Annotated in this window: 14 protein-coding genes; 8 read left to right on the top strand and 6 right to left on the bottom strand. The window is 36.2% G+C overall.

The window, feature by feature from the left end; all coding sequences use genetic code 11:
* Window positions 1-58: 58 nt before the first annotated feature.
* Window positions 59-616, top strand: a complete 558-nt coding sequence (locus AACP56_RS03785; protein ID WP_339333267.1) for a DUF6515 family protein — start codon at window positions 59-61, stop codon at window positions 614-616.
* A 304-nt stretch (window positions 617-920) separates the two neighbouring features.
* Here the strand turns inward: AACP56_RS03785 and AACP56_RS03780 are convergent, their stop codons facing one another.
* Together AACP56_RS03780 and AACP56_RS03775 are read right to left on the bottom strand one after the other, a co-directional pair.
* A complete protein-coding gene (locus AACP56_RS03780) occupies window positions 921-3,881 on the bottom strand; it encodes a fasciclin domain-containing protein (protein WP_339333269.1) in 2,961 nt (986 codons plus the stop codon).
* 65 nt (window positions 3,882-3,946) lie between these two features.
* The gene (locus tag AACP56_RS03775; protein ID WP_339333271.1) at window positions 3,947-5,320 is read right to left on the bottom strand and encodes a fasciclin domain-containing protein; all 1,374 of its coding nucleotides are present in this window, start codon (window positions 5,318-5,320) and stop codon (window positions 3,947-3,949) included.
* A 345-nt stretch (window positions 5,321-5,665) separates the two neighbouring features.
* Here AACP56_RS03775 and mnmA point away from each other — a divergent pair, with 345 nt between their 5' ends.
* A complete protein-coding gene (gene mnmA / locus AACP56_RS03770; RefSeq protein ID WP_339333273.1) occupies window positions 5,666-6,859 on the top strand; it encodes a tRNA 2-thiouridine(34) synthase MnmA in 1,194 nt (397 codons plus the stop codon).
* 4 nt (window positions 6,860-6,863) lie between these two features.
* The gene (locus AACP56_RS03765; protein ID WP_339333275.1) at window positions 6,864-7,802 is read left to right on the top strand and encodes an NAD(P)H-dependent flavin oxidoreductase; all 939 of its coding nucleotides are present in this window, start codon (window positions 6,864-6,866) and stop codon (window positions 7,800-7,802) included.
* Here the strand turns inward: AACP56_RS03765 and AACP56_RS03760 are convergent.
* A complete protein-coding gene (locus AACP56_RS03760; protein ID WP_339333277.1) occupies window positions 7,799-9,529 on the bottom strand; it encodes a tetratricopeptide repeat protein in 1,731 nt (576 codons plus the stop codon). The two genes, AACP56_RS03765 and AACP56_RS03760, sit on opposite strands and share 4 nt — an antisense overlap.
* Before the next feature lie 241 nt (window positions 9,530-9,770).
* Between AACP56_RS03760 and mazG the strand changes: the two genes are divergently transcribed.
* Genes mazG through AACP56_RS03735 form a run of 5 tightly spaced genes read left to right on the top strand, consistent with a single transcriptional unit; the run spans window position 9,771 to window position 14,429 of the window.
* Window positions 9,771-10,547, top strand: coding sequence for a nucleoside triphosphate pyrophosphohydrolase (gene mazG, locus AACP56_RS03755; RefSeq protein ID WP_339333279.1), 777 nt, complete (start codon window positions 9,771-9,773; stop codon window positions 10,545-10,547).
* A 52-nt stretch (window positions 10,548-10,599) separates the two neighbouring features.
* On the top strand, window positions 10,600-11,970 hold the full coding sequence (locus AACP56_RS03750; protein ID WP_339333281.1) for an MATE family efflux transporter: 1,371 nt from the start codon (window positions 10,600-10,602) through the stop codon (window positions 11,968-11,970).
* Between the two features lie 3 nt (window positions 11,971-11,973).
* Window positions 11,974-12,201: a hypothetical protein gene (locus tag AACP56_RS03745; protein ID WP_339333283.1), complete on the top strand. Its 228-nt coding sequence runs from the start codon at window positions 11,974-11,976 to the stop codon at window positions 12,199-12,201.
* 3 nt (window positions 12,202-12,204) lie between these two features.
* Complete coding sequence (locus AACP56_RS03740; protein WP_339333285.1) at window positions 12,205-12,774, top strand: phosphatase PAP2 family protein; 570 nt, start codon at window positions 12,205-12,207, stop codon at window positions 12,772-12,774.
* A complete protein-coding gene (locus AACP56_RS03735; protein WP_339333287.1) occupies window positions 12,771-14,429 on the top strand; it encodes an ArnT family glycosyltransferase in 1,659 nt (552 codons plus the stop codon). The genes AACP56_RS03740 and AACP56_RS03735 overlap by 4 nt, the downstream gene beginning before the upstream one ends.
* On the opposite strand, the gene AACP56_RS03730 is transcribed toward AACP56_RS03735, so the two are convergent.
* From AACP56_RS03730 to meaB, 3 genes are read right to left on the bottom strand one after another with little or no spacing between them, the layout of a single operon-like run.
* Window positions 14,426-15,301 (bottom strand): lysylphosphatidylglycerol synthase transmembrane domain-containing protein, encoded by an 876-nt coding sequence (locus AACP56_RS03730; RefSeq protein WP_339333289.1) that lies wholly within the window; start codon window positions 15,299-15,301, stop codon window positions 14,426-14,428. The two genes, AACP56_RS03735 and AACP56_RS03730, sit on opposite strands and share 4 nt — an antisense overlap.
* Window positions 15,282-16,244 carry a glycosyltransferase family 2 protein gene (locus AACP56_RS03725; protein ID WP_339333291.1) on the bottom strand — a complete coding sequence of 321 codons (963 nt, stop codon included), beginning with the start codon at window positions 16,242-16,244 and terminating at the stop codon, window positions 15,282-15,284. The genes AACP56_RS03730 and AACP56_RS03725 overlap by 20 nt, the downstream gene beginning before the upstream one ends.
* Window positions 16,245-16,278: 34 nt before the next feature.
* On the bottom strand, window positions 16,279-17,328 hold the full coding sequence (gene meaB / locus AACP56_RS03720; protein WP_339333293.1) for a methylmalonyl Co-A mutase-associated GTPase MeaB: 1,050 nt from the start codon (window positions 17,326-17,328) through the stop codon (window positions 16,279-16,281).
* Between the last annotated feature and the right edge of the window lie 130 nt (window positions 17,329-17,458).

The raw sequence follows: 17,458 nt of genomic DNA, 5'->3' as shown, positions 1-17,458 counted from the left end.
TAAACCTTTTTGGGGCGATAAGGTCTAAGAGATGTATTAACCATTAGTTATATATATTATGAGACTTTTAATATTTATATTTTTTGCTTTATTTCTTGTTCCAACTTCAACCATTGAAGCCCAAACTTCTCGTCAAAATGAGATTCGAAAAGCCAGAAAAGAACGACGTGTAAAACGAAAGGTGGTACGTCGTGTGAACAGACGGGTAGCCCGAAGGACATTACGCCGTCTTCCAGCCAATACTAGACCTTTGGTTTACAGAAACGCTACTTTTTATCCTGTTGGCAGTATGTATTATGTGCGTAGAAATAGGGCCTATGTTAGGGCATTTCCACCTAGGGGATTCCGTTTAAGACGATTGCCCGCCGCTGCCATAGCCTTAACGGTTAGGGGAGTGCGTTACCGATATGCTGCCGGGGTTTTTTATAGGGCTCAGGAAAATGAGGAATTTGAGGTGGCCCAAGCGCCAATAGGTGCTGTTGTTCCGGAATTACCGGAAGATGCTTCGGAAATTGATTTTGAAGGAATCCCTGCTTACGAACTTAACGAAGCTGTCTATAAAGCCATAGAGGATGGATATGAAGTCATTGATGTTGTTCTTGAGGAAAAACCGTAAACTTTTTATTGGAATGGAATAAATGCAATAGCGTTGCAATAAAAACCGTTAGGGGAACTTTTTATAAAAAAGCTTCCTCCGCAAGGAGGAAGCCTTCGCCATAATAGGCATAGTTTGGAAAGATTCGGGACCTCAAAGATGCGACCTAATAGCTTCATATAAAATTAATAGTTGTCAAGGTGGGTTTTTTGTATGGTAAAAGATACCCTTTTGATGTCTCATCGACGAACGGTTAAAACCTTAGATGAAAAAAGCCTCTCTTAAACTAAAGAGAGGCTTTTTTGTAGTCGATAACTACACTTTATTAATGTAAGGCATCTAACACTTCTTGTGGTAATAATACTTTGTTAATAATATGTACTATACCATTACTAGCTACATTGTCGGCACCAGTAACTCGAGCATCTACATGGGTTTTGTCCCTAATGAAAACACCATGATTTAAAATGGCAAAAATTGATTCACCTTGTAAGGTTTCAAATTCTTGATGGTTACTTAAATCAGCAGATGCTACAGCATCACCAGCAACAACATGATAAGTCAATATTTTTGCTAAAAGCTCTTTTTCTTCTGGAGTATCAAAATCGGCTAAACTATTATAGTTGCTACCAAGTTGATGTAATAAGTTAGCAAAAGCATGATTTGTTGGCGCGAATACAGTGAAAGGACCTTCTCCACTTAAAGCTTCCACTAAACCTGCGTCAGCTTGTACCAAAGCATCGACTAAAAGGCTTAAATTATCAACAGATTGCGCAAGTTCAACAATGTTTGGAGTTGGCGGGAAGAGAATGTCCAATACTTCTTGAGGTAGTAATACCTTATTAATTACATGAACTACTCCATTACTAGCTTCCACATTTGGTATTACAACTTCAGCGTCTGTTTCCGTTGCATCTTGAATAAATACACCATGATTTAAGTTGACGGTAACATTTTCTCCCTGTAATGTTTCTATTTCCTGTCCATCAGATAAATCGTCAGAGAATGCGGCGACACCAGCTACCACATGATACTTAAGCACTTTGATTAAAATATCTATTTCTGCTTCAGTGTCAAAGTCTGATAAACTGTGAAAGTCATCACCTAAAATATCTAATAGATTTGCAAAAGCTTGGTTTGTTGGCGCAAATACTGTAAATGGACCATTTCCGCTTAAAGCTTCTACTAAACCTGCATCGGCAGCTATTAAAGCATCAACTAACAAACTTAAGTCATCTGTAGCAATTGCAATCTCCACTATGTTCTTTAATTGAAGACTGGCTACAAAATCAACGGCTGACTGTGGAAGCAATACTTTGTTGATAACATGTACAACCCCATTACTGGCCTCAACATCTGGAATAACAACTGTAGCATTATCATCAGTAGCATCAACTACATGTACAGTTCCATTCTTGAGATTTATGCCCACGGTATCTCCGTTTACGGTCCCAATGGTTTGTCCATTGGACAAATCTGTTGAGAAAGCTGCAGTTCCAGACACAACATGGTATGTAAGTATATCTATCAATAAATCCAATTCTTCTTGGGTATCAAAATCCGCTAGGGAATTGTAATCATCGCCCAATATTCCTAATAAGTCAATAAAGGCCTGGTTGGTTGGAGCGAATACGGTAAAAGGGCCATCTCCGCTTAAAGTTTCAACCAATCCAGCGTTGGCCGCAGTCAAGGCATCCACCAATAGACTTAAATCATCTGTTGCAATTGCAATCTCCACAATGTTCTTTAATTGAAGACTGGCTACAAAATCAACGGCAGATTGTGGAAGCAATACCTTATTGATAACATGTACAACCCCATTACTGGCCTCAACATCAGGAATAGCAACTGTAGCGTTATCATCAGTGGCATCAACTACATGCACCGTACCATCTTTCAGGTTAATACCTACAGCATCTCCGTTTACGGTCCCAATGGTTTGCCCATTGGACAAATCAGCTGAGAAGGCAGCAGTTCCGGACACTACATGGTACGTGAGTATATCTACCAATAAATCCAGTTCTTCCTGCGTATCAAAATCTGCAAGAGAATGGTAATCATCGCCTAATATCCCAAGCAAGTCAATAAAGGCTTGATTTGTTGGAGCAAATACGGTAAAAGGTCCATCTCCACTTAAAGTTTCAACCAATCCAGCATTTGCCGCAGTCAAGGCATCCACCAATAGACTTAAATCGTCTGTAGCAACAGCGATTTCAACTATGTTCTTGAGTTCAAGGCTAGCAACAAAATCAATAGCGGATTGAGGCAATAATACTTTATTTATGGTATGTGCGACACCATTGGTAGCCATTATATCTGTACCAGTGATTGTAGCATTTGTTTCTGTAGCATCTCCAATAACAAAAGTTTCACCTTCGGCAATAATTTCAATACTGTTTTCTGCCAATGCTGTCTCAACAGTACCAGCTGCTAAGTCAGCTTCGAGAACTTTTGCAGGGATTACATGGTATAATAGGATATCGCGAAGTAATGCTATCTCTTCTTCAGTATCAAAATCATCTAGTGAACTGTAATCATCTCCTAATGTCATTAATAAATTTACAAAAGCATCATTTGTAGGTGCAAAAACGGTAAAAGGTCCCTCGCTTTTCAGGGTTTCTACTAAATCTGCTTTGATTACAGCTGCTTCTAATATAGAAAGCGCTTCAGTGGCAACTACTAAATCAACCAAATCTTGCGGGGGATTTAATGCATTAAGTACTTCTTGTGGAAGTAATACTTTGTTTATTATGTGAACAATACCATTAGAAGTTTCAACATCTGCTCCTGTAACTTCTGCATCTGTATCCGTAGCATCACCAATAAATACACCACCTTCTAAACTAATTGATACGTTCTCTCCTTGGACCGTAGTAATTGTTTGGCCTTCAGATAAATCTGTTGAAGCAGCGGCTGTTCCAGCAACAACATGGTATTTAAGAATTGTTGCCAATAAACTTTTCTCTTCTTCAGTATCAAAATCTTCTAAAGAATCAAAACCTTCAAGGTTTTGTAACAAAGCTGTAAAAGCCTCATTAGTAGGTGCAAAAACGGTAAAAGGTCCATTTCCACTTAAAGTACCTACTAAATCTGAGTCTTCATTCTCATCTGCTTTTGCTAAAGCTGCCACTAGGGAACCTAAGGATTCTTCTCCTTGAGCTGTTTCAACAATATTATTTTGATTTTCCATTTCTTGCATTCCTTCTTCATCTTTATCACATGACAGAACAAATACAGACATGAATAGCAGGAGCATTAAGTTTTTGAGCGTGAGGATTTTTTTCATTTTCAGTGTTTTAGAATGTTAGTTAAAAGAATAGGGTCGCATGTTCTAAGTGCGACCCTATTTATTTAGTTTGTTGTATCTGGTAGTAAAACGGTATTTAAAACATGGATTACACCATTGTTTGCTTGAACATCTACTGCGATGATTCCTATACCATCATTTCCAGCACCATCCGTCACATCTGCGATATTATCTTCTGTTCCAGGCAGGGTTATCGATAAAATATCACCTTCGAGTGTAAGTACATTCGTAACGCCGTTAGGCATTAAATCTTCGGAGCGAACATTTATTCCAGCTAAAACATGATGTTGTAAGACAGGAATCAAGCCTGCTTCATCTGGTACTGTAATAGCAGCAAACGCATCATTTGTTGGAGCAAATACTGTGAAAGGGTCGTCACCATTTCCATCTTGTGCAGATAGTACTCCAGCAAAATCAACACTTGGAGTTAGCTCAGTAAGCGCTTGCACCAATGTAGAGAAGTTAGGGTCAGCTGTTGCAAATGTTACTACCGAAGGTAAATCAATGACCGCATCAACAGCATGAACAACCCCGTTGATTGCAACAACGTCAGCTACCGCTACATTGCTAGTACCATTAATGGTTACACCATCATCTGTATTTACATATTGACTTAAAGCATCACCGTCTGAGTTTGTGCCAGCTGTAGATACATACATATTCATTAAAGCATCAGAAAAGGCGGCAGTACCAGATAATACATGATAAGAAAGAATATTGTCAATATCATTACTGTTTGGGTTTGTAAATGTGGTAAATGCAGCATTAACAGGGGCAAATACAGTAAAGTTTGTTGCAGTATCTGAAAGTAAGTCTGTGAAAGTAGTATTGTTATTCGCAGTTAATGCACCAACAAGTTCTGAAAAGTCTGGATTGTTAACGGCATGGTCAACTATCGTAGGTAAACCAATAACTTCATCAACAATATGAATAACCCCATTTGAAGCATCCACATTAGGTTCACTGACTTCGGCATTATTTATGGAGACTGCTGAACCTATGCTTACAAAAAGGCTTAAGTTACGCCCATTAGGACCAGCAGTAGATAAGCTTGAGATGTATCCGGTTGTCAAATCATCTGAGAAATTTTCACCAGAAACTACATGATTGAGAAGAACTTGTGTTAAAACGTCTGTTGGGACATCATCTAAGGAGTCGAAATTATTAGCTGCTAGAAAAGAATCGAAAGCTGCATTAGTTGGGGCAAATACGGTAAAAGGCCCTGGACCTTGTAAAGTTGTCACTAATTGTGCCCTGTCAAGCGCTTGAACCAAGGTTGACAAATCAGAACTTAAGATGGCCAATTCTGCAATAGTGGGTTCGACCATGGTTTGTGTTCCATTGTCATCATCACTACATGAGGCAAGAAATAAAAAACATAGTGCAGATAATACTAGTACTTTCCTTAGATGTTTCATTTTTAGTAATTTTTAGGTTTAAAAGTAATGTTCATTAATTTTTAATAAAGATTGAACAAAAATGAATTGGTTGCTTTTGTTTAACTTTATTTATAAAATATTTAACAAAAACATTCATAATTCTAAAAATCATCTTAAAATAATAATAAAAATTGCTCATGATGGATTGAGCATCCATTCAGTATTTAATATTGTAATATGTCGGGCTTTCACTATTGTTTTATAAATACAATTTTATGTTAAACAATAAATAACGTTATCAAAATAAATATTTCTACTTTAGAAATGGTCCATTAAGGCTTTTGACAGGGTTATTTTGTATTTTTGCAATTGATTTTAATGGCGATGAAAAAGAAAGTAATTGTTGGTTTATCTGGGGGAGTAGATTCAAGTGTATCTGCATACTTGCTTAAGGAGCAGGGATATGAAGTCATAGGGCTTTTTATGAAGAATTGGCACGATGATTCCGTTACCATTTCTGATGAATGCCCCTGGCTTGAGGATAGCAACGATGCATTGATTGTAGCTGAAAAATTGGGAATACCTTTTCAAACGGTTGACCTAAGTGTGGAATACAAAGAACGCATTGTTGATTATATGTTCAATGAATATGAAAAAGGGCGCACGCCTAACCCTGATGTACTTTGCAATCGCGAAATTAAGTTTGATGTATTTTTGAAGATTGCCCTTGGATTGGGAGCGGATTTTGTGGCTACTGGTCATTACTGTAGGAAGGGGGTAATCAAGAATGAAGATGGAACAGAAACTTTTCGACTTTTAGCTGGTGTTGATGGAAACAAAGATCAATCCTATTTTTTATGCCAGCTTTCCCAAGAACAGCTAGCTAAAACTCTTTTTCCAATAGGAGAATTAATAAAGCCAGAGGTTAGAAAAATAGCATCAGAAAACAATTTGGTAACTGCCGATAAAAAGGATTCACAAGGATTATGTTTTATTGGTAAGGTTCGTTTACCAGATTTTTTACAACAGAAGTTAAAACCTAAAGAAGGGGTTATCGTAGAAGTTCCGGCTAATGCTGCTCATTACAACAATGGAGTCTCAGAATTTCAGGATAAAATTTCAGAATTAGAACACCACTCTGATAAGCCTAAATATTCCATTACCGATGGTAAAGTAGTGGGCAACCATCAAGGTGCACATTTTTTTACTATTGGACAACGAAAAGGATTGGATGTAGGTGGAACTAAAGAACCTTTATTTGTTTTAGAGACAGATGTTAATAATAACATCATATATACTGGTCAAGGAAAAGCCCATCCAGGTCTTTTCCGTAAAACACTTTTTGTAAAAGAGGATGAATTACACTGGGTTCGTGAAGATTTATCCTTAAAGCTAGATGATGCCATGAAAGTGTCGGCTAGAATTAGATATCGGCAACCATTGCAAGAAGCCACACTTTACAGAGTAAATGGTGGACTTTATGTGGATTTTACTGAAAAACAATCTGCAATAGCTGAAGGTCAATTTGTAGCATGGTATATTGAAGATGAGTTGATTGGTTCAGGTGTCATATCTTAGTCATATGCAAAACAAAATAACAGACCTTTTTAAGACACAATACCCTATAATTCAAGCAGGGATGATCTGGGCAAGCGGATGGCGTTTGGCCTCTGCCGTATCTAATGCTGGGGGACTAGGTTTAATTGGTGCTGGCAGCATGTATCCTGAAGTTTTGCTCGAGCATATTCAAAAATGTAAGAAAGCCACATCTAAGCCATTTGGAGTAAATATTCCGATGCTCTACCCAGATATAGATAAGTTGATGTCTATTATCGTTGACGAAGGGGTTAAAATTGTATTTACATCTGCCGGTAACCCAAAAACATGGACTTCCTTTTTAAAAGAAAAGGGTATAACGGTAGTGCACGTCGTTAGTAGTGTGAAGTTTGCCTTAAAAGCCCAAGAAGCTGGTGTAGACGCGATAGTGGCTGAAGGTTTTGAAGCAGGTGGGCATAATGGTCGTGATGAAACTACAACACTGGTTTTGATTCCTGCAGTAAAAGAAAAATTACAAATTCCTTTAATTGCTGCTGGAGGTATCGCTACTGGGCCTCAAATGTTGGCTGCTATGGTTTTAGGAGCTGATGGTGTTCAAGTTGGCAGTCGTTTTGTAGCTAGTATAGAAGCTTCTTCACATCAACTTTTTAAGGAGGAAGTTGTGAAAGCCAGTGAAGGGGATACACAATTGACACTAAAAGAATTAGCTCCCGTTAGGTTACTTAAGAACAAGTTTTACCAAGATGTACAGAAAGCCTATGCCAATGGTGCTTCTGTTGAAGAACTGAAACAAGTGCTGGGTAGAGCTAGAGCAAAGCGAGGCATGTTCGAGGGGGATTTACTAGAAGGCGAGCTAGAAATAGGTCAGGTTTCTGCTTTAATATATGATATTAAACCAGCCGCCCAAATTCTGGAAGAAATGGTTGCTGAATTTCAACTAGCAAAAAAGGAAATCACAAATTAGAGAACTGAACTGCTCAGTTCTAAATCAGAATGCTCCCACGCTTTTTCTAGTTCTAGTTTTACTTTTTTTGCCTCTTCATTTTTCCCTTGAGCTTCTAAGCTTTTGTATAGTCCAGTGAGTGACCAACCATTTTGTCTTAAATCCTTTAAGTCTTCACGATAAATTTCTTCAGCTTCCTCATACTTTTTTGCCTTCATTAAAACCGCTCCTAAATTTTGTCTTGGAGGAATGTACCAAGCAGAGGGTTCATTATAAACCAAGTTATCTTCTAGCTTAACAGCTTTTTTTAGATGTTTGATTGAAGTATCATTAAGACCTTCCAATGCAGCTATCTCACCTGCAACCACTTCATAAGCTAATTCTGCTATGGTATAACTAGAATCAAAACCTACCGCCATTAGTTCTTTCATTTTAGGGTCTTTTAGCATGGCTTTAATAGCATCTAATTCTTCCTTGGCTTCCTTTAGATTATTTTTTCTGGTGAATGCGACACCCCGTGCATAATGCCAAATCAATTTAAGATGTTTAATTTCTGAATTTGGACTTGGAATTGTTAAAATATCATTCCATTTACCAAACCTTACATATGCTAAAAGTGGAGTGGCTGCAAAATTTTGAAGAAAATGTAATTCTTTCATTTCCCCGACTGGGACTTTTTCAGCAGTTTTTTTAGCAGCATCGAGTGCAATTTCACTATTTCCAAGTAGGCTGGCAGCTGACCATAAAAAGTGAATATTATGCGGGTAATATCCTAATGGGTACATACCTTGGGAATAACATTGGGAAATGTAATCCTCATCAGCTAGTATAGCTTTTTGATTTGCTTTTACCGCATCCAGATAGCGTCCTACTCTAATATATATATGGGAAGGCATATGCACAATATGACCGGCAGCAGGCATTAATGTACCTAGTTTATCAGCGCTTGGTTCAGCTAAATCAGGTTTTGGAAGTTCTACCATGTGAATATAATAATGGTGCGCTCCTGGATTATTTGGATTTATTGCAATAGCATTTTCAAGTGCAGCTTTAGCTTCTTTTATGTTAGGCGAAGGATTTCCATCCTTGTCCCAATAATTCCATGGAACGGTGTTCATTACTGATGCAGCATACAAAGTTTTTACATCCGCATCTTTAGGAAATTGTAGGGCTACTTCTTCCATCGCTTCCATATAGGCCATGTTGAGCTCACCTATGTCAGCTGTGCTATCCTTTGAATATCTAGAAGAAAGCGCTTCAATTAAGGCTTGTTCTTTTGCAGTTGTTTTAGATTTATTTTTTTGTGCTTTTTCCAATGCCTCCCATGCTTTTTTTCTTCTTTCATTGTCTGGCATCGGGTCATTAATGTTTGGACCCAAAACATAAGCTTGGCCCCAATAAGACATAGCAGATTTGGAATCTAATCTAGCAGCTTCCATAAAAGAACGATGTGCTTCTGCATGGTTAAACGCGTAGGTTAATTTTAAACCTTGATTAAAGAAAGTTTGCGCATCTTTTACTGCTGTGGTTATTGGAAAACCATGATTCCCTAAGTTTTCAAACAAAGGAGATATCTGTTTTGTACTGTCAATATCATCCAATAAAAATTTAGCAGTGGTACATTTTATAAAATTCAAAGAAGCATATTGTGTATTTTTACTTTTATCCTCTTTAATTTCTTGTAATGAAATATAAAGTATGACACCAATAGCCAAAAATGCCAAGAGTATTTTTTGATAAGATTTCATGATATGGTGAATTAAATATTGGTTGAACTAGAACTGAAATAATCTAAAAACTGGAGGGAACTATTGTTATTAACTCGAAAATAGCAGATAAATATAATGATTTATTCTGTAGATAACTGATTGTTAGGATGTTATTTTTCACCTTCTTTAATTTTCTAGTATTGAATTACTAGTTTAAAACTTTTTTAAATGAAAGTGTTGCTTCGCTGAAGTAGATTGTATTTTTAAGCAAAACTTTTAAATGAACTCAAGAGAGAGTCAACTTAAGGCATTTGATAGGTTATTGACCATTATGGAAGAACTTAGGGCGCAATGTCCATGGGACAAGAAGCAAACCCTTCAAAGTCTTCGCCATCTAACTATTGAAGAAACCTATGAGCTTGGGGATGCTATTTTAGATAATGATTTACAAGAAGTAAAAAAAGAACTTGGCGATTTGTTGTTACACATAGTTTTTTATGCCAAGATTGGTTCTGAAACCAATGATTTTGATATTGCTGACGTAGCAAATGATATCTGTGAAAAATTGATTAATCGCCATCCGCATATTTATGGAGATGTAAAGGTAGAGAACGAAGAACAGGTAAAAGAAAATTGGGAAAACATCAAGTTAAAAGAAGGAAAGAAAAGTGTGTTGGAAGGGGTGCCAAACAGCTTGCCTGCTTTGGTCAAAGCAAATAGGATTCAGGAGAAAGTAGCTGGAGTTGGTTTCGATTGGGAAAAGCCCGAACAGGTTTTTGAAAAATTGAAAGAGGAGCTTGCAGAATTTCAAGATGAGATTAAAGTTAATGATACAGATAAAATGGAAGCTGAATTTGGAGACGTTCTTTTTTCTATGGTTAATTATGCTCGGTTTCTAAATATCAGTCCAGAAAATGCTTTGGAACGTACCAACAAAAAGTTTATCAAGCGCTTTCAGTATTTAGAAAAGAAATCTAAAGATCTAGGAAAATCCCTAAAAGAGATGACATTGGAAGAAATGGATGTTTTTTGGGAGCAGGCCAAACAGCTTCACTAATAGTTTTTTCAATTCTTTAAAAGTATCTTTAACACTACAAAAAGACTACTAGTTGTTTCAACAATACACTAAAGAATTCCGTTATAATTTAAAGTTATCTTACCCAGTTATTCTAGGTATGTTAGGGCATACATTTGTGGCCTTTGCGGACAATATTATGGTAGGTCAGTTAGGTACTGCCGAACTTGCCGCTGTTTCTTTGGGCAATAGCTTTGTTTTTATCGCAATGTCCTTGGGCATAGGTTTTTCTACTGCTATTACCCCTTTAGTTGCAGAAGCTGATGGCGCAGGTAATAAAGCAAATGGTAAAAGTGCTTTAAAGCATGGTTTGGTGCTATGTACCTTTTTAGGTTTTTCCCTTTTCGGGATTATTTTACTTTGTAAACCCTTAATGTATACTATGCAACAACCTGAAGAGGTTGTTGAGTTGGCCATACCTTACTTGGAATTGGTGGCATTTTCTTTGGTCCCCTTAATAATTTTTCAAGCATTTAAACAGTTTTCAGAAGGTTTGTCCCAAACCAAATATCCAATGTATGCTACTATCGTAGCTAACGTGGTAAATATTATTTTAAACTACTTACTGATTTTTGGTTCATTTGGCTTTCCAAAAATGGGTATTGTCGGTGCTGCTATTGGTACTTTGGTATCGAGAATAATAATGGTAGGATTTATTTGGTATTTACTAAGGAGTAAGAAGAAGTTCCATGACTATGTAACCGGTTTCAATTTTAAAAAAATTGAAAAAAAAGTTATCCAGAAGATAATAAGCTTAGGCTTCCCATCTGCACTACAAATGTTTTTTGAGGTTGCCATTTTCACTGCCGCAATATGGCTAAGTGGCGTGTTGGGAAAGAATGCGCAAGCTGCCAATCAAATAGCATTGAACTTAAGTAGTATGACCTTCATGGTTGGTATGGGATTAAGTGTTGCTGCGATGGTAAGGGTTGGAAATCAAAAAGGACTTAAAAATTTTAAGGAGTTAAGGCGAATAGCCCAATCCATTTTTTTTCTTACTTTTTTGCTGGAGATTGTTTTTGCTACCATATTCCTATTGGGTAGAAATTGGTTGCCAACCATTTATTTGGATGTTGATGATATCGCCAATCAAATTGATAATACGGAAGTGATAATTCTTGCTGCAAAGTTATTGCTTGTGGCAGCGGTATTTCAAATTTCAGATGGCATCCAAGTTGTTGTTTTAGGTGCGTTACGTGGATTACAGGATGTAAAAATCCCTACACTTATTACATTTATTGCTTATTGGTTAATTGGTTTTCCAGTAAGTTATTATTTAGGGTTATTTACAGATTTTAAGAGTACTGGAATTTGGATTGGTCTCTTGTTGGGCCTATCTGCATCTGCGGTAATGTTGTATCTTCGATTTAATTATTTAACAAAACGCTTGATTTTAAAACCATAAATGATGGATTTGCCAAAATTTCTTCTTGGAGATAATACTGATTATCCCAATGGTATCTATATAGTGCATACAGAATTTCCTCGGTTTATTATCAACTTAGAGAATGATGAGGTAGAATGGTTGGAAGAGTTTTCTAAAGAAGATGAAAAAGAACTGGAAGATGAAGCGCAAGCTTTGATTGAAGCTGCTACCAAATTTTATGATAGGGAAGTGGCTCGTTATGATGATTAGGCAATGTTAGATCAACTCATACAATTGGATAAAGAAGTTTTTCTGTTCCTAAATGGCCTGGGAGTGGAAAGTTGGGACGGCTTTTGGTTGTTTGTCACCAACAAATGGAATTCTATTCCTATTTATCTTATTCTTTTGGTACTATCCTTTAAATACCTGGGTTTAAAAAAAACAATTTTATTGCTGATGGCTGTTACATTATTGATTACAGTAACAGATCAGTTGGCCAACTTCTTTAAATACGGAGTACAACGTTTAAGACCATGCCACGATATAGAGGTAAATGGGGTTATGCGTTTGGTGAAAAGTTATTGTGGAGGCAATTATGGATATTTTTCTGCCCATGCAGCTAGTTCTTTTGCGTTGGCTACCTTTTTTAGTTTGCTTTTTAAAACAAAAGTGAGATTTATAGTACTGTTTCTTTTAATTTGGGCTTTTTTGGTTTCTTACAGTAGAATTTATATTGGCGTACACTTTCCTTTGGATATCCTTACTGGTATCATGGTCGGCATACTTTTTGGTTGGTTATTTAGCAAGTTATATATATTTGCAACTCTAAAAATTAAGGCTTGATTTCAACAACCAGATATTGGTTTTTAATTGCTTTGATTGTTCTGGTGTACCTCATTGGAATGTTCGCACCGCTTTTCGAATATGATTCGGCACAATTCGCGGTGATGGCCATGAGAATGGTCCAAGAAAACGATTTTATAAATTTATTCAAAGGTACCAACGAGTATTTGGACAAGCCACATATGCATTATTGGTTGGCCGCACTTTCCTATGAACTTTTTGGAATTTATGACTGGGCTTATCGTATTCCTGGGGTTCTAGCTACACTATTAGGGGCTTACAGCTGCTACGGACTTGCTAAACTCTTGTACAACCAAGATGTGGGTAAGTTTGCAGCTCTAATTTTTATGACTGCACAAACCATAGTGCTTTCAACTATTGATGTTAGGACAGATGCAGTTTTAACTGGTTTTACTATTTTTTCTGTATGGCAATTGGTGGTCTATATTGAGCATAATACCTTAAAAAGTATTGCCTTAGGGGCGTTTGGTGCTGGTATTGCCTTTTCAACAAAGGGACAAATTGCGTTATTGGTCATAGGTATCTGTATTTTGTGTCATTTAGCATATACCAGAAAATGGAAACAGCTGTTAAATTGGAAAATAATAATAGCACTGTTGGTTTTTATAGTAACCATTACACCAATGCTTTATGCTTATTATCTACAGTTTGACTTACATCCTGAAAAGGTAATTAGGGGTAAAAGTAATCGTAGTGGTATCTTTTTTATTTTTTGGGAACAAAGTTTTGAGCGCTTAAGCGGAGAGGGTCATGGCAAGAACAGTAGTGATTACTTTTTCTTTTTCCATACTTTTTTGTGGGTTTTTCTTCCGTGGACTGTTTTAGCATTGTTAGCCTACTGGTGGCGGGTAAAAACATTTATAAAATCAAACTTTCAGTATCATAAAAAGTTTGAATTTTTAACTGTAGGCGGTATAACTATAATCTTTTTTATTATAAGCTTTGCCCAATTTAAGTTACCGCATTATATGAATATTATGATGCCGTTGTATGCTGTCCTAACTGCTTCTTATGTGCACAGTTTGTATAAGCACACCAAAAAGGATACAATTAAAATATTGCTGGGGTTCCAATACTTTATATTAAGTCTTGTTTTTATTTTTTCTGTGCTGATATGCTTTTATGTGTTTAAGTTTCAAGATTGGTATAGCTATGGTATTTTAATATTGGTATTGCTTGTTATCACTTATTTCTGCTTAAAACGAGAAGAATATTACATGCGAATCATAACTCTATCTGTTTGTAGCTCACTACTTTTAAATGGTGTGCTGAACACGCATTTTTACCCTAACCTTTTAAAATACCAAGCAGGTTCCACTATCGCAGAAAAAGTAAAGGCAAATAATATTTCTGTAGATAAGATTTATAAGATTTCCGAAATGCCAACTTGGGCATTGGATTTTTATAATAGAAAACCTGTAATACCATCTACATTGACCGAGATTACAAACAAAGAAGATATTTGGGTGTATGTTGATGATGCAGGCTTGGAGAGTCTTAGAAAATCTGGTTTTGATTGGGACAGACAATTCACCGAAAACCAGTTTAGGATTACAAGATTACAAGCAAAATTCCTTGACCCCACTACACGAAAAAAAGTGCTGAATAAAATGCATTTGGTACACATTTATTAGAATGGGCCTATTTCTAATTTTGGTTTTTTAAAGTGGTAATAAATACCAGCAAAAGAGATAAAAGCAGTAATCAAAAAGAAAACAAAACTGATGCTAATAGACGTATCTGTATCTAAATTGAGCCATTTCGCCCCATATAAAAAAGTAAGTTCCCTACTTCCAATTCCCCCAATGGTCAAGGGTAAGACCGATACAATAGAAGAAACTAAAAAGACCAATAAATATGCTATGGTTGCCATTTTTATTGAGAGGGCTTTTAATATGAATATTACTGCAATCAATTGTGAAATTTGAACCAATGCAGAAAAGCCAAAGGATTTCCAAAATACTGCAAGAACATACTCAAAGAAATATTTGTTTATCAACCAAAATGCAAAAATACTCAGCGGTATCGAAATAATGAAAAGCCATTTTAAGGAGTTTAAAGAAGAATGATTTAATGCGATAGCTAAGATACAGGCAAGTAAAAAAAGTAAAAGCATACCACTTAAACGATCAAGGATTAAAACAGCTGCTGTTTTTTTTGCTCCTACTTGGTAATTTTTTTGAATAAGGTACCCTTTATAGGCATCACCGCCTATACCTCCAGGTAAAAAGAGGTTATAGAACATCCCTAGGAGATACAATTTTAGATTACTTTTTTGGGTGAGTAGTATCCCTAATTGATGAAAATATAAATTCAGTCTAAATGAAGCCATTATTTTGGAAAATACAACCAGAACAAAAGCAATTATTAAATAAAATGGATTGGATGTTTTTAGGGTAGTTAAAACAGCTGCCAAATTAATTTTGGTGAAAATAAAATAAATCAGTGCTGCACTAATCAGCAATTTTAAAAATGTGATTAGCCTTTTACGCTGCTTTTCGGTCACCTATGGATATTTTTTTGATGCGATAAGGTCTTTTTTGTTGAGACTCGTAATAGGTTCTAATCAATAGTTCCATTACTATACCAATAGTAAATAATTGGATACCGCCTAAAATGAACATCATTCCAAAAATGAGTAGTGGTCTGGTTCCAATATCTTGCCCAAATCCAAATTTCACTACCAAAAGATAGATTTCAATTAAAGAGCCCAAAATAATCAAGAGCACCCCAAAAATCCCAAATAAATGAATGGGACGTTGAAAATACTTCCGGATAAAAAGTAATAGCATCATATCCGCTACCACTTTAAATACCCGCTCCAAGCCATATTTGGAAACCCCAGCGTGGCGTGCATGGTGTTTTACCGGGACCTGTTTTATTTGTGCGCCTTCCAGATGTGCCAAAAGGGTTATAAAACGGTGCATTTCGCCATAAAGATTTAATCCTTTCGCAATATCTTTTGTAAAAACTTTGAGGGCACAACCATTGTCCTTTATATCTAATTTGGTAACCCTTCTAACTAAAAAGTTAGCAATCTTTGAGGGTATTTTCTTGACCAAGGAATCTTTTCTTTTTTGGCGGATACCAGTAATCAAATCATACTCTTCACTTTGGGCAAACTCAAGCATTTGTGGAATGTCAGATGGGTCATTTTGCAAATCTCCATCCATGGTGATGATATAATCACCCTCTGCATAATCAATTCCTGCGGCTAGAGCTAAACTTTGGCCATAGTTTTTTTTCAACTCGATCAAATGTACATTATTATCATTCATTTGCTTGACTACATTCCGAGTGTTGTCTGTTGAAAAATCATCAATGTAAATGATTTGATATGTATATCCAGTTAGACTTTCATGTATTTTTTGAGTTAAAAGGACTATATTCTCCTCTTCATTATAAAGAGGGACTACTATTGATAATAAAGTATTGGCTGGTAAACTCATTTATACGGAATAATACTTCGCAAATTTAGGCTTTTTATTTATGGTTATTTTTAAGCTCTAAGAGCTTTTTAGCGGCAAAAAAGGGGGATGTTTTGTTTTCTTTTATTGCAATCAATAAGGATTTCAATTTTTGTTTTACAGCTTTATCATTATAGAAATTTTGATACAATCGATCATTTACCGTTTCTAGAAACCAATTTTCGTTTTGTCTGGTTCTGTTTGAATCAAATGATGTATTGTTTTTGGTCAATTCTATAAAGTCTTCTATCATCTTCCAAACATTATCAATTCCTTCATTGTTTAAAGCAGAGCAAGTAAGCACTTTTGGACTCCAATTGTTCTCTTTGGCTGGATATAAATGAAGCGCACCTTTAAACTCTAATTTGGCCTTGTCCGCTTCTTTTTTATTGGTACCATCAGCTTTGTTTATTACAACAGCATCAGCCATTTCCATAATTCCCCTTTTTATACCCTGTAGCTCATCACCCGCGCCGGCTAACTTTAAAAGCAGAAAGAAATCCACCATACCGTGCACAACGGTTTCGCTTTGCCCAACTCCAACGGTTTCTACCAGTATTACATTATAACCGGCTGCTTCGCATAAAATAATACTTTCACGTGTCTTTCTTGCCACACCACCTAGTGATTCGCTGGAAGGAGAAGGTCTAATAAAAGCTTTTGGGTCTTTTGCCAAAAGTTCCATTCGCGTTTTATCACCAAGAATACTTCCCTTACTTAAAGTGCTGGAAGGATCTACTGCAAGTACCGCAACCTTTTTGCCAAGACCAGTAAGCATTTTGCCAAAAACTTCAATGAACGTACTTTTTCCTACTCCAGGAACTCCGGTGATACCTATTCTTATACTATCAGTTTTTGATAGAAGGCATCCTTCAATGATTTCATTTGCTTTTTTAGAATGTTTTTGGTTTGAACTTTCAACTAGGGTAATTGATTTGGCCAAATGGGCTTTGTCACCTTCTACAATACCTTTGATCAATTCTTTGGCTGAGGGCTCTTGCTTTCTAAGCCGTTTAATTTTGCTTATATGCTTTAAGCTACTGCTTTGTTTTTTTTGTGAGGTCATAAAAATCCAACTACCTACTAAGGTAATATGTTTTATTTTATAATTGTGAGCGAAGAATGGTCTGGGATAATATTCCTTGAAAACCACTATAATTTCACAGAAGTTTAATAATTGTTTTTATGTTGTATAG

This window comes from Croceitalea sp. MTPC6 (assembly GCF_036985525.1).
Lineage (GTDB): Bacteria > Bacteroidota > Bacteroidia > Flavobacteriales > Flavobacteriaceae > Croceitalea.
Note: the sequence above shows the minus strand (reverse complement) of the source record. Positions and strands in the feature narration are given on the sequence as shown.

Excerpts from the sequence above, each read along its gene's own strand:
- AACP56_RS03785 (WP_339333267.1), top strand. The coding sequence starts at position 59 with ATGAGACTTTTAATATTTATATTTTTTGCTTTATTTCTTGTTCCAACT.
- AACP56_RS03725 (WP_339333291.1), bottom strand. The coding sequence starts at position 16,244 with ATGAGTTTACCAGCCAATACTTTATTATCAATAGTAGTCCCTCTTTAT.
- AACP56_RS03745 (WP_339333283.1), top strand. The coding sequence starts at position 11,974 with ATGGATTTGCCAAAATTTCTTCTTGGAGATAATACTGATTATCCCAAT.
- AACP56_RS03760 (WP_339333277.1), bottom strand. The coding sequence starts at position 9,529 with ATGAAATCTTATCAAAAAATACTCTTGGCATTTTTGGCTATTGGTGTC.
- AACP56_RS03775 (WP_339333271.1), bottom strand. The coding sequence starts at position 5,320 with ATGAAACATCTAAGGAAAGTACTAGTATTATCTGCACTATGTTTTTTA.
- mnmA (WP_339333273.1), top strand. The coding sequence starts at position 5,666 with ATGAAAAAGAAAGTAATTGTTGGTTTATCTGGGGGAGTAGATTCAAGT.
- AACP56_RS03765 (WP_339333275.1), top strand. The coding sequence starts at position 6,864 with ATGCAAAACAAAATAACAGACCTTTTTAAGACACAATACCCTATAATT.
- mazG (WP_339333279.1), top strand. The coding sequence starts at position 9,771 with ATGAACTCAAGAGAGAGTCAACTTAAGGCATTTGATAGGTTATTGACC.
- AACP56_RS03740 (WP_339333285.1), top strand. The coding sequence starts at position 12,205 with ATGTTAGATCAACTCATACAATTGGATAAAGAAGTTTTTCTGTTCCTA.
- AACP56_RS03780 (WP_339333269.1), bottom strand. The coding sequence starts at position 3,881 with ATGAAAAAAATCCTCACGCTCAAAAACTTAATGCTCCTGCTATTCATG.
- meaB (WP_339333293.1), bottom strand. The coding sequence starts at position 17,328 with ATGACCTCACAAAAAAAACAAAGCAGTAGCTTAAAGCATATAAGCAAA.